At 60.0% G+C, this 12,889-nt stretch carries 13 protein-coding genes; 10 read left to right on the forward strand and 3 right to left on the reverse strand.

Annotation, left to right across the window (positions count from 1 at the left end; genetic code table 11):
* Positions 1 to 2: 2 nt before the first annotated feature.
* Positions 3 to 371, reverse strand: coding sequence for a response regulator (locus GOX63_RS20900; RefSeq protein WP_170328565.1), 369 nt, complete (start codon positions 369 to 371; stop codon positions 3 to 5).
* A gap of 96 nt (positions 372 to 467) precedes the next feature.
* Entirely contained in the window at positions 468 to 1,001 is a 534-nt protein-coding gene (locus GOX63_RS20905) for a ZrgA family zinc uptake protein (protein WP_170328566.1), read from the reverse strand.
* Between the two features lie 232 nt (positions 1,002 to 1,233).
* Between GOX63_RS20905 and GOX63_RS20910 the strand changes: the two genes are divergently transcribed.
* The 10 genes from GOX63_RS20910 (at position 1,234) to speB (ending at position 12,277) form a co-directional block, all read left to right on the forward strand.
* Positions 1,234 to 2,505 (forward strand): imelysin family protein, encoded by a 1,272-nt coding sequence (locus GOX63_RS20910; RefSeq protein ID WP_170328567.1) that lies wholly within the window; start codon positions 1,234 to 1,236, stop codon positions 2,503 to 2,505.
* Between the two features lie 113 nt (positions 2,506 to 2,618).
* Complete coding sequence (locus GOX63_RS20915) at positions 2,619 to 2,912, forward strand: (2Fe-2S)-binding protein (protein WP_170328568.1); 294 nt, start codon at positions 2,619 to 2,621, stop codon at positions 2,910 to 2,912.
* A complete protein-coding gene (gene bfr, locus GOX63_RS20920) occupies positions 2,860 to 3,345 on the forward strand; it encodes a bacterioferritin (RefSeq protein ID WP_170328569.1) in 486 nt (161 codons plus the stop codon). Before GOX63_RS20915 ends, bfr begins: the two co-directional genes overlap by 53 nt.
* Positions 3,305 to 4,846, forward strand: a complete 1,542-nt coding sequence (locus GOX63_RS20925) for a di-heme oxidoreductase family protein (RefSeq protein WP_170328570.1) — start codon at positions 3,305 to 3,307, stop codon at positions 4,844 to 4,846. Before bfr ends, GOX63_RS20925 begins: the two co-directional genes overlap by 41 nt.
* A gap of 3 nt (positions 4,847 to 4,849) precedes the next feature.
* On the forward strand, positions 4,850 to 5,860 hold the full coding sequence (locus tag GOX63_RS20930) for an imelysin family protein (RefSeq protein ID WP_170547075.1): 1,011 nt from the start codon (positions 4,850 to 4,852) through the stop codon (positions 5,858 to 5,860).
* A gap of 3 nt (positions 5,861 to 5,863) precedes the next feature.
* Positions 5,864 to 6,946, forward strand: coding sequence for a DUF1513 domain-containing protein (locus GOX63_RS20935; protein ID WP_170547078.1), 1,083 nt, complete (start codon positions 5,864 to 5,866; stop codon positions 6,944 to 6,946).
* 100 nt (positions 6,947 to 7,046) lie between these two features.
* Positions 7,047 to 8,936, forward strand: a complete 1,890-nt coding sequence (gene speA / locus GOX63_RS20940) for a biosynthetic arginine decarboxylase (protein WP_170547081.1) — start codon at positions 7,047 to 7,049, stop codon at positions 8,934 to 8,936.
* A gap of 25 nt (positions 8,937 to 8,961) precedes the next feature.
* A complete protein-coding gene (locus tag GOX63_RS20945) occupies positions 8,962 to 10,185 on the forward strand; it encodes a saccharopine dehydrogenase family protein (RefSeq protein WP_170328574.1) in 1,224 nt (407 codons plus the stop codon).
* 83 nt (positions 10,186 to 10,268) lie between these two features.
* On the forward strand, positions 10,269 to 11,438 hold the full coding sequence (nspC, locus tag GOX63_RS20950; protein WP_170328575.1) for a carboxynorspermidine decarboxylase: 1,170 nt from the start codon (positions 10,269 to 10,271) through the stop codon (positions 11,436 to 11,438).
* The gene (gene speB / locus GOX63_RS20955; RefSeq protein WP_170328576.1) at positions 11,435 to 12,277 is read left to right on the forward strand and encodes an agmatinase; all 843 of its coding nucleotides are present in this window, start codon (positions 11,435 to 11,437) and stop codon (positions 12,275 to 12,277) included. The genes nspC and speB overlap by 4 nt, the downstream gene beginning before the upstream one ends.
* Here speB and GOX63_RS20960 read toward each other — a convergent pair.
* Positions 12,274 to 12,864 (reverse strand): HD domain-containing protein, encoded by a 591-nt coding sequence (locus GOX63_RS20960; RefSeq protein WP_170328577.1) that lies wholly within the window; start codon positions 12,862 to 12,864, stop codon positions 12,274 to 12,276. The genes speB and GOX63_RS20960 overlap by 4 nt on opposite strands.
* Positions 12,865 to 12,889: the final 25 nt, after the last annotated feature.

Genomic DNA, 12,889 nt, shown 5'->3' on the forward strand with positions numbered 1-12,889 from the left:
CGTCAGGATTCAGGAAGCAATTTTTCCATCTTTTCCAGCAGACGGCTAAACTCAACCGGTTTGGTATCGAAGTCGTCGCAACCTGCCTCCAGCGCTTTCTCGCGATCACTGGCCATCGCATGTGCCGTCAGCGCGACCACCGGGATCGAAGCTGTCTCAGGCGCCCCCTTGATGCGCCGCGTCGCCTCCCACCCATCAATTTCCGGCAAGCTCATATCCATCAATATGATGTCCGGGGTTTCGCTGTCGGCCATCAAAACCCCCTCCAACCCATCTTTCGCGACAACGACAAGGTAGCCTTTGCGCGCCAATCTTCGCGACAGCATATCGCGGTTCATTTCGTTGTCTTCAACCAACAGAACTTTGGTCAAGGCCCCCCCTTGCGCCTTAGCGCCTTTTGACCGCCCAGTGATTCAGGCCACCGTTTCGGTGACCGCCGTCGCTACCAAAACTGTTGCACCATGCGCCTACAAGGGCAAGTTTGGCATGGATCGTGTGAGCTCGTGCATTTGTATCTCGCCGGACCGATCAACCTTTACGGTCAGTTTTTGAGCATTCGGAAACCGCTCGAAATAGGCGAACCCGATGGCCTCGACCATGTCGATCGTTTGGCATTGAATCTGGTAGTCGGCCTGAAATTCGGTGTGCTGGTCCTGATCTGATGCCGAGGCGACATCGGCCTCGGGACCAAGCCCTTCTGCCAGAAGTGTAACATTGGCGGCTGCCGTGAAACACTCTGCGTCTTCTGGCAGGACAAACAATTCCAGCGGCTTGGACAGAACGGAAATCGCACCGGCGACCAGGGTCCGATCCTCATCGGTTTGGGCCGGGCGCTCAAACCCAATGATATCCGCAGCAGGCACCGCAAGCGACAAGGACAACTCGGCCCCTGAGATCGCTATTTCCAGATGACCGGTGCCATGTTCATGCTCAATCCCGGCTTGTGTCTGCGACAGGGCGACCGCGGGGATCAGAGTCAGGGCGAGAGCTGCGCTTCTCATAAACAGGCACCACCTACCAAGGAATCACGGGTTTTATCTTAATATGTTTCAAAAGCGGCGCAATCTCGGCCCGGGCCAAGCCACCCCACCAAATTTGGGGAGGGCGAATATCAGCTAACCCGATAATAAAACTCAGGTTGACATAGCTGACTAAATAACTCAGGTATGCGCCCCATATGCGCCGCACAGGCGGCGTCTGTGAAATTTTATCTGACAGGAAAGCGTCACCCATATGACCCGATTTTTCGCCGCCACCAGCGCCCTGACCCTCGGCATCGCATCCGCAGCCGTTGCGACCGACGCCCCGTCGAAGGCTGATGTTCTGACCACCTATGCGAACATCGCCGAAGCCAAATACGATGACAGCCTGATCGCGGCCAAAGCCCTGCAAGAGGCCGTGAACGCACTGATCGCCGAGCCGTCCGACGCCACTCTGAACGCAGCGCGAGCCGCTTGGGTTGCTGCGCGTGTGCCTTATCAGCAGACCGAGGTCTATCGTTTCGGCAACGCCATTGTTGACGATTGGGAAGGCAAGGTGAACGCATGGCCGCTGGATGAAGGCCTGATCGACTATGTCGACGCGGCATATGGCGGTCCGAGCGATGAAAACGAATTCGCCGCGCTGAACGTAATCGCCAATCCCAGCTTCGAACTGTCGGGAGCAACCATCGACGCCAGCGATATCACACCCGAGCTGCTGGCCGAAACCCTGCACGAAGCCGACGGCATCGAGGCGAACGTCGCCACCGGCTACCACGCCATCGAATTCCTGCTGTGGGGCCAGGACATGAACGGCCACGGCGCGGGTGCAGGCAACCGCCCGTATACCGACTATATCCGAGGTGACGACTGTACTGGCGGCAATTGTGACCGCCGTGCTCAGTATCTGAGCGCCGCAACCCAGTTGCTGGTCAGCGATCTGGAATGGATGGCGGCTCAATGGGCCGAAGGCGGCGAGGCGCGTGCTGCGCTGTCGGCGGATGAAACCGCAGGCGTAAGCGCCATCCTGACCGGCATGGGCTCCCTGTCCTATGGTGAACAGGCAGGTGAGCGGATGCGTCTGGGCCTGATGCTGAACGATCCCGAGGAAGAGCATGATTGCTTCTCGGACAACACCCACAACAGTCACTACTATGATGGGCTGGGCATTCAGAACGTCTATCTGGGCAGCTATACCCGTATCGACGGCACCCCGGTCAGCGGCGCGTCGCTGTCGGATCTGGTGATCGCCTCCGATCCTTCGCTGGATGCCGAAATGAAGGTCAAACTGGCCAACACCATGCAGGCGCTGGGCCGTTTGAAATCGACCGCCGAAGCCGGTTTTGCCTATGACCAGATGCTGGAACGCGGCAATGAAGGTGGAGAACTGCTGATCATGGGCGGCGTCGATGGCCTGGTCGACCAGACCAAAACCATCGAGCGGATCGTGACCACTCTGGGGCTGGACCAGATCAGCTTCGAAGGCTCGGACAGCCTGGATAACCCCGACGCGGTCTTCCAGTAAACTATGGGGCCGGAAGCATGAGGGCTTCATGCTTCCGGCCACAAAAGTTTTGACTGGACAGCAGGACAATACCTTACTAATTAAGTAGGAAATCTACCGGACTTAGAATCGCCATGATCGTCTGTCATTGCACCAACATAACTGACCACGATATTCGCGCTGCAATCGACTGGATGCGTACATCGGACGCGCAGGCGGTTATCACCCCCGGAAAGATCTATCACGCCCTTGGGAAGGCTGCGGATTGCGGCGGCTGTATGCCTCTTTTCCTAGACATGATGCGTTCCAACGATAATCTGGAAGTACCCATGCAGCTTCGTGCGTTACGCACCGGAGCATCACAGGAGAGTGAAGATGAAGGGCGATCCCAAAGTCATAGAATACCTCAACAAATCTCTGCGGCATGAACTTACGGCGGTCAGCCAGTATTGGCTGCACTACCGCCTGCAGGAAGACTGGGGCCTTGGCCACATGGCCAAGAAAAGCCGCGAAGAGAGCATCGAAGAGATGGGCCACGCGGACAAGCTGATCGAGCGGATCATCTTTCTGGAAGGCCACCCCAATCTGCAAAAGCTCGACCCCCTGAGAATTGGCCAGAACCCCAAGGAAACCTTGGAATGTGATCTGGCTGCCGAAAATGACGCGCGGACCTTGTATGTCGAAGCGCGCGAATACTGCCGTGAGGCTGGTGACTATGCGTCGATGTCCCTGTTCGAGGAATTGATCCGCGACGAAGAAGGACATATCGATTTCCTCGAAACGCAGCTTGATCTGTACGAAAGGATTGGCGAAGCCAATTATGCGCAACTCAACGCATCGAAAATGGACGAAGGCGAGTAACCTTGCCATCGTGACGGTGGCCGCCCTTGCGGCCACCCAACCCCTCGCAGCCGAGCTGGAGGATCTCCACCTTAATTTCGAACCCAGAACCGAAGATGAGCGCACCCGGATCGCCAACGTCATCGTTGCGCCCGAGGATTTCAGCGCCCCGCAACGGTTCGAGGATCTGTCCGCCGGGGCCGCCACCGTCCGCGCCCGCACCGACGCCGATGCGTTTTCGCAACCCTCTGGCAACCTGAGCTTTGAGCAGGAGCTGGACTTCAGGGTCGGCAATGGGTTGTTCAAGAAAATCTGGGTGTCTTCGCCCGCGTCCACATTGGCCTCGGACGGGCTGGGGCCGCTTTACAACGCGCGCTCGTGCCAGCGCTGTCACATCAAGGACGGGCGCGGCCATGCGCCCGCCGGGCCCGACGACAATGCGACCTCGATGTTCCTGCGTGTTTCGATCCCCGGCGGCGACAGCTACGACGAGATCGAGGACTATATCGCCACACAGCCCGACCCGAACTATGGCGGACAGATGCAGGATCTGGCCCTGCCCGGCCATCCGGCCGAATACCGGCTGGACATTACCTATGAAGATGTTCCCGTAACCCTGTCCGATGGTGAAATCGTCACACTGCGCAAGCCGACCTATCAGGCGGCGGATCTGGGATACGGCCCGCTGCACTCTGAGGCCATGCTCAGCCCCCGTGTGGCGCCGCAGATGATTGGTCTGGGTCTGCTCGAGGCGATCCCGGTCGAGGATTTGCTGGCCAATGCCGATCCCGATGACGCAGACGGCGATGGTATTTCCGGGCGCCCGAACATTGTCTGGTCGAAGGAATTCGGTGCGCCGATGATGGGCCGTTTTGGCCTCAAAGCCGGGATGCCGACGATCATGGAGCAATCCTCCGCGGCCTTTGCTGGCGATATCGGCATTTCCAGCCCGCTCTACCCTGCGGGTCATGGTGACTGCACCGACGCGCAGGTAGACTGCGTAAGCGCCCCGCATGGTGATGGCGATGACCGCGTGTTTGAAATCGACCAGCTTGGCATGGATCTGGTGGCCTTCTACAGCCGCAATCTGGGCGTTCCGGCGCGTCGGGACGTGGACAATCCGCAAGTATTGCGCGGCAAGCAAGTGTTTCACGACACTGGCTGCGCCTCTTGCCACACGCCCGCTTTCGTCACCCATCGCATGGAAGACCGCCCCGAGCACAGTTTTCAGCTGATCTGGCCGTATTCCGACCTGCTGCTGCATGACATGGGTGAAAACCTGGCCGACAACCGCCCCGAGGCCCGCGCGACGGGCCGCGAATGGCGCACGCCGCCGCTTTGGGGGATCGGACTGACCCGGCAGGTTTCGGGCCATACTCAGTTCCTGCATGACGGCCGCGCGCAAACCTTGCTTGAGGCCATCCTGTGGCACGGGGGCGAGGCTCAGGCCGCCCGCGATACGGTTGTGGCAATGCCCAAGCCAGACCGTGATGCCCTGGTCCGTTTCCTCGAAAGCCTCTGACCCATGCGTTTCCTAGCTTTTGCCCTGGCCTTGACGCTGCCCTTGTCTGCGCTGGCACAAGATCGCGGTCCGATCCTGACCGCGACGGTCAATGAGCATATCCTGCCTAGCTTCGCCGCGCTTTCCGACGCGAGCGGCGCGCTGGCGCAAGCGGCCCAGTCCGATTGCACCGCAACATCGCCCGATCTGCGCGCGGCCTATCACGTGGCCTTTGACAGCTGGATTTCGGTCAGCCATCTGAGGTTCGGTCCTTCGGAAGTTGGCGACCGGGCCTTTGCGCTGGCCTTCTGGCCAGACACCAAAGGCTTCACGCCCAAGGCCCTGTCCGGCCTGATTGCCGCCGAAGACGATGCCGTCAAATCCCCAGACGCCTTTGCGGAAACTTCCATCGCAGGACGCGGGTTCTTTGCACTGGAGCAGATGCTCTACGACACACGCTTTGCGGATCAGGGCAGCGACACCTATCGCTGCGACCTGATACGGGCGATCGCCACAGACATCGATCGGAATGCCCACGCGATGGACGACGATTGGGCAAGCTTTGCAACAGCCCTGACGCAACCAGGCGAGAACAGCCCGTATCGGTCCGGCGATGAAGCGATGCAAGAGCTGTACAAGGCGCTCGTCACGGGTCTGGAATTCACCGGCGACACCCGCCTTGGCCGCCCGATGGGCACTTTCGACCGCCCGCGCCCCAATCGCGCCGAGGCACGCCGCTCTGAACGATCCCTGCGCCATGTGGAACTGTCCCTGATCGCGCTGCGCGATCTGGCGGCGCATCTGTCGGCAGATCACCCTGAAATCGCGGCCGATCTGGATGGCGCGTTCGACAAGGCCATAACCCGCGCGCAGGCGTTGAATGATCCGGCCCTTGCAGGCGTGGCCGAACCTCAGCGTCGGTTCCGGATCGAGGCGCTGCAGCAGTCGATCAACGATATCCGTGCCATCGCGTCAACCGAGCTTGGCCCGACATTGGGCATCAGTGCCGGGTTCAACTCATTGGACGGGGACTGACCCATGCCAAACCGCCGACATTTTCTGGCCGGACTGGCCGCAAGCAGCCTGGTTCCACTTCGCGGCTGGGCCTCGGTCGGCGCACCGGACTATCTGGCGGCAGCCTTGTTTCCGGACGGCAGCTACCGATTGGCGGGCCTGGATACGGGTGGCGATATCCTGTTCGCGCTCCCCCTGCCCGCGCGCGGTCATGCGGCTGCAGCTCATCCCGTCAACGCGCAAGCGGTGGCCTTCGCCCGCCGCCCCGGCACTTTCGCTTTGGTCATTGATTGCGCGACAGGCACCGAGCTGACCCGGTTGACCGCCCCCGAAGGCCGTCATTTCTTTGGCCACGGCGTATTCTCACCCGATGGCACCCGGCTTTTCACCACCGAGAACGATTATGAGGCCGGAGAAGGCGTGATCGGCATCTGGAACGCTGCTGACTACAGACGCTTGGGCGAGTTTCCATCAGGCGGCATTGGCCCCCATGACATGCGGCTGATGCCAGACGGACAGACTTTGGTCATCGCCAATGGCGGCATCGAAACCCACCCTGACATGGGCCGCACCAAACTGAACCTGCCGACCATGCAACCGCGCCTGTCCTATCTGGACCTGAACGGGACGGTTCTGGAACAGGTGGAACTGCCGCAGGCCCTGCACAAGAACTCGATCCGGCACCTGGCCGTGCGCCAAGACGGGCTGGTGGCGTTTGCGATGCAATGGCAGGGGGACAAGGCGCAACATCCGCCGCTACTGGGTCTGCACCGTCGCGGCGAGGCACCGCGCCTGCTGTCGTCTCCTGACGCCGAGCAAAGCACGTTGCAAGGTTATGCCGGCAGCATCGCCTTCTCCGGTGACGGAGAGGCCATTGCCATCACCTGCCCCCGTGGCAACGCCCTGCACCAGTTCAACGTCGCAAGCGGCCTGCTAACCGGTGCCTTCTCGCTGGAGGACGTCTGCGGCTTGGGTCCCGGACCCAGAGGTTTCGTTTTCACCACAGGCACCGGTATCGTCGGCGAACTGACCTCCAAGGTCCAAATTTCCGCCCGCCCGGACTGCCAATGGGACAATCATCTGATCCCAATTCGGCCAGCCGCATAAATTCGGCAAAACCCGTCACATAGATTACACTTGGACGAATCAAACTGCTGCCGTATTGGCGGGCGCTAAACTGGCACCCCTACGTTAAGGACCGACTTGATTGAAACAGACGCCCGACGCACCGCATTCCATCTACGGGGTTGAAAAATGGGGCAAAGGCCTCATCGAGGTGACGGAGGATGGCGAGATCGGTCTGCGCAATCCCATGGCACCCGAGGCAGCGGCGATCAGCCTGCCCGGCATCCTGCACGATCTGGACGAACGCGGCATCAAGGCGCCGATGCTGTTGCGCATCAGCTCTTATCTTGAAAACGAGATCGCCCATATCAACGAAAGCTTTCGCGACGCCATCGCCCGGACTGGGTACAAGGGCACCTATCGCGGCGTGTTTCCGATCAAGGTGAACCAGCAGGCGCAGGTGGTCGACCGGATCGTCGAGTTTGGCAAGAAATACCAATACGGGCTGGAAGCCGGGTCCAAACCGGAACTGGTGATCGCCCTCGCCCACCGCCTGTCACGCGAGGCCCTGATCGTCTGCAACGGCGTCAAGGATGCCGAATTCATCCAACTTGCGATCCTCAGCCGCAAGATCGGATTTAACACGGTCATCGTTCTGGAAAGCCCAAAAGAGGCTGACACGGTGATCGGGGTCTATAACGAACTGGGTATCGAACCCTTGCTAGGCGTGCGGGTCAAGCTGACCAACCAGATCAGCGGTAAGTGGGAAGAAAGCTCGGGCGACCGCTCGGCCTTTGGTATGAATACCGACCAATTGGTCGCGACCGTGGATAAGCTGAAAGACGCTGGCCTGCTGCATTGCCTCAAACTGCAACACTCGCATCTTGGTTCGCAGGTGCAGGACGTCAACGACGTCCGCCGCGCCGTGGGCGAGGCCTGCCGCTACTACACCGAACTGACGCGTGAAGGCGTGCCGCTGACTCATCTGGACCTCGGCGGCGGTATGGGTGTCGACTATACGGGTGAGAAGAAGGCCGCCGAAAACTCGATCAACTACACGGTCGAGGAATACTGCGCCAACGTCGTGGAAACCGTGGCTTATGCAATGGATGAGGCAGAAGTTGCACACCCGACGCTGGTCACTGAAAGCGGCCGTGCGGTGGTGGCGACGTCCTCAATGCTGGTGTTCAACGTGTTGGAAAGCACGCTTTACGACGCGGCAACCGCACCGGCGGTCGAGGCAGACGATCACCATATCCTCTCTGACCTCGCGGCGGTGCAGGGATATCTGTCCTGCGACCGGCTGCAGGAATGTTGGAACGACGCCAACTTCTATCGCAACGAACTGCGCGCCCTATTCCGCCGCGGCTATGTCGACCTGCGCCAGATGGCCCGGGGCGAGCGGATCTATCTGTCTCTGATGGCCCGGATCAAGGCTTTGGCGGCCAGCGACGAGATGGAAACCGATGTGGATGACCAGCTTGAGAAAGTGGCTGACATCTACCACTGCAACTTCTCGCTGTTCCAATCCCTGCCCGACGTCTGGGCCATCGACCAGCTTCACCCGATAGTGCCGCTGCAAAGTCTGAACCAGACGCCGGACCGCCGGGCGGTTCTGTCCGACATCACCTGCGATAGCGACGGCAAGATCGACCGCTTCATTCTGGCTGATGGCGTCTCGCCCAGCCTTCCGGTGCATTCCCTGCCCGAGGACGACGAATACTACATGGGCGTCTTCTTTGTCGGCGCTTACCAGGAAACGCTGGGCGATCTGCACAACCTGTTCGGCGACACCAACGTGGTCACCATCGACCTCCGGGCCGATGGCGGGTTCGATCTGCTGCACGAGCAAGAGGGCGACACGATTTCCGAAGTTCTGTCCTATGTCGAATTCGACCCGCAGGACTGCGTCGCCGCCTTCCGCAAAATGGTGGACGAGGCGATCTCGACCGGTACTCTGAAAGCCAAAGACCGCAAAACCCTGATGAGCGCCTATCGCGACTCGATCAACGGCTACACCTATTACGAATAACCCCCTGTGAGAGGAGATTACCCCCATGGGTACTTTGAGTGGCAAAACACTGGTTGTCGGCGCAGGCGGCGTATCGCACGCCGCCGTGCACAAGATGGCAATGAATTCGGACATCTTTACCGAGATCACTCTGGCCAGCCGAACCAAATCAAAATGCGACGCCATCGCCAAAGCGGTGAAAGAGCGTGTGGGCGTTGATATCGCAACCGCTGAACTGGACGCTTACAAGGTCGAAGACACGGTCAAGCTGATCAAGGAAACCGGTGCGGAAATCCTCGTGAATCTCGCCCTGCCCTATCAGGATCTGGTGCTGATGGATGCTTGTCTAGAGGCCGGTATCCACTATCTCGACACCGCCAACTATGAACCCGAGGATGAGGCCAAGTTCGAATATCACTGGCAGTGGGCCTATCAGGAGCGGTTCAAAGAGGCCGGCCTGACCGCCATCCTTGGCTCGGGCTTCGATCCGGGCGTGACCAGCGTGTTCGCCAAATGGCTGAAGAAACACAAGCTGGACACGATCCGTCAGATCGACGTTCTGGACGCCAATGGCGGCTCGAACGATCAGGAGTTCGCGACCAACTTCAACCCGGAAATCAACCTGCGCGAAGTGCTAGCCGAAGTACGTCACTGGGAAGGTGGCGAGTGGAAGCACTCCCCCGCCATGACCCATAAGGTCGAGTTCGACTTTCCGGCCATCGGCCCCAAGAACATGTACCTGATGTATCACGAGGAACTGGAGTCGCTGTCGACTCACTTCCCCGAGATCGAGCGCGCCCGCTTCTGGATGACATTCGGCGATGCCTACATCACCCACGCCAAGGTGTTGGAAAACGTCGGCATGACCCGCATCGACCCGGTGATGCATGACGGCAAGGAGATCATTCCGATCCAATTCCTGAAAACCCTGCTGCCCGATCCCGGTGATCTGGGCGCGGAAACCAAGGGCAAGGCCTGCATCGGCGACATCGCCACGGGTCAGGCCAAGGATGGCTCGGGCGAGAAGACCTATTACATCTACAACATCTGCGACCACGAAGAATGCTATGCCGAGGTCGGCAGCCAGGCGGTCAGCTACACCACCGGCGTCCCCGCCATGATCGGCGCGGCGCAGGTGCTGAAGGGCAACTGGACTGAGCCGGGCGTGTGGAACATGGAACAGCTCGACCCGGATAACTTCATGGACATGCTGAACGAACACGGCCTGCCGTGGCAGGTCCACGAACTCGACGGGCCGGTCGAATTCTGATCCGCTAGCTTCATCTGGCTGTAGATATCTCGGGGGTCCGGGGGCAGAGCCCCCGGCCTCTCCACTTAACGGAGACGCCGGACATGTCCGACATGATGACCACACAAGCCGGGGACGCCGGAGCCTTCCGCAACTTCGACCTCAGCCGCGTGCCCACCCCGTGTTTCGTGGTCGATGAAAAGGCCGTCGAACGCAACCTGACGGTCCTTGCTGACATCGGCACCCGATCTGGCGCGCATGTGCTAAGTGCGCTCAAGGCGTTTTCCATGTTCTCGCTGGCCCCGCTGGTCCGCCAGCACCTCGGCGGCACCTGCGCCAGCGGCATCTATGAGGCGCGTCTGGGCCGTGAGGAATACGGCGGTGAGGTCGCTACCTTCTGCGCTGGGTACAAAGACGCCGACATGGACGAAATCCTGTCGCTGTCCGACCACATCATCTTCAACTCTCCGGCGCAAAAGGACCGGTTCCTTGCCAAAGCCCAAGCCGCCAATGTTCAGGTGGGTCTGCGCGTCAACCCGGAACATTCCGAGGGTGAGATACCGAAATACGATCCCTGCGCGCCCTGCTCACGCCTTGGCACGCCAGTCAGCCAACTGACCGCCGAGACAATGACCGGCGTGGACGGCCTGCACATGCATACGCTCTGCGAACAGGGGTTCGAACCGCTGCAGCGCACATGGGACGCCGTTGAACCGAAACTCAAACCTTACCTGAGCCAGCTCAAATGGCTGAACTTCGGTGGCGGTCACCACATCACCCGTGACGACTACGACCGCGAGGGACTGGTGGCCTTCATCAAAACCATCCGCGAGACATACGACATCGACGTTTATCTCGAACCCGGCGAAGCTGTGGCGCTGGACGCGGGTATTCTGGTCGGAGAGATCCTCGACCTGCCAACCAATGGCATGAGCCTTGCCATCACCGATATCTCGGCCACCTGCCATATGCCCGATGTGATCGAGGCGCCCTATCGCCCCGCCCTGATGAACGAGGCCGAGGCGGGCCATACCTACCGACTGGGCGGTCCTTCCTGCCTGGCCGGTGACGTGATCGGTGACTACACGTGGGATCAACCGCTTGAGATCGGACAGCGGTTCGCCTTCCTCGATCAGGCGCATTACTCGATGGTCAAGACCAACACATTCAACGGTGTACCCTTGCCGACCATCGCCTTGTGGAACAGCGAAACGGACGAACTGAAGATCATCAAACAGTTCGGCTATGACGACTTTAAGGACAGACTCTCATGAGCATTTTCCTCGACAGTGAACTCACCACATCAGAGCGCACCGAAGACGCCCGGTTCCGCGTGATCCCCGTTCCTCTGGAACGCACCGTGTCCTATGGATCGGGCACCGCCAAAGGCCCCGAGGCTATCATCGAGGCCAGCAACGAACTGGAACGCATCACCGGTCACGCCGAACCCTGCGTCGAAGGTATTTTTACCGAAGAGCCCGTGGATTGTGATGCGTCGCTCTCCGAGATCATGGAGCGCCTCGCCCAGCGCACCGAGGCCGCCGTGCGTGAGGGCAAAGTGCCGGTCACTTTGGGCGGGGAACATTCGCTCAGCTACGGTGCAGTGATGGGGGTTGCACGCGCGCTGAACCAGCCGATCGGCATTGTCCAGATCGACGCCCACGCTGACCTGCGCAATGCCTACCAGGGTGAAAAACACTCTCACGCGTCGGTCATGCACCTGCTGGCCGAGGAAGGTGTCCGTCTGGCGCAATTCGGCGTCCGCGCCTTTTCCACCGAAGAGGCCAAAAGCCGTCTGAAGAACCGCGTGTTCCACGTGGATGCTGAGGACCTGGTGACCGGCAACATCCACGCCGTTGACCTGCCCGAAGATTTCCCCGAGCTGGTCTATGTCAGCTTTGATGTCGACGGGCTGGACCCGTCCCAAATGCCCGCGACCGGCACACCGGTTCCGGGAGGTCTGGGGTACTACCAGGCGCTGCGGCTGGTCGAACACGCCCTGAAGGGCCGCAAATGCGTGGGCTTCGACGTGGTCGAGCTGGCCCCGGACGGCAATGCCGCCTGGGACTTTACTGCAGCTCAGATCGTCTATCGGCTGATGGCCGCCTGTTAATCCTCGGCGGTCTCATTGAGCTCCATGTGCCCCTCGCCCTTGTTCAGGATGCGGCGCAGCATGGGTTCGAAGAACTCCAGCGGTTTGGTCGGGTAGTCCGGGTCGAACGCTTTCTGATCGTATTCATGGCAGAAATAGCGGCAGTCCTCCCAATAGGGGCTGTCGCGATATTTGTCGCGCGCGTTGCGGTCCCCGCCCAGGTGGTGGTTGTAATAGTACCCTTGGAACACGCAGTGATGCTTGAGAATCCAATAGGTCTTCTCGCTGACGTAGGGCTTCATCATCGCCGCTGACAGCTCACCATGATTGTAGGGCGACAGGATATCGCCGGTGTCGTGGATCAGCGCGGCAACAACCAGTTCCTCATCCGCACCATCCTCATAGGCACGCGTCGCGGCCTGCAGACTGTGCTGATAGCGGTTGACCGGGTAAGGCGTCCACTCTTCGTCCAACGAGCGGATTGCGTCCAGAATCCGATCCGGCAAGGCGGCATTGAAGCTCTCTTCATACTCCATAACGGCGTCCCAGTCGGCTTTTGTGGCCTCTTCAAAACTGGTCCAGGTGGGTTTGTGGCTCTTGTCCAGCATGGCGCGTTCCTTTGGCTTATCTGTC

The organism is Ruegeria arenilitoris (genome assembly GCF_013031355.1).
GTDB lineage: Bacteria > Pseudomonadota > Alphaproteobacteria > Rhodobacterales > Rhodobacteraceae > Ruegeria > Ruegeria arenilitoris_C.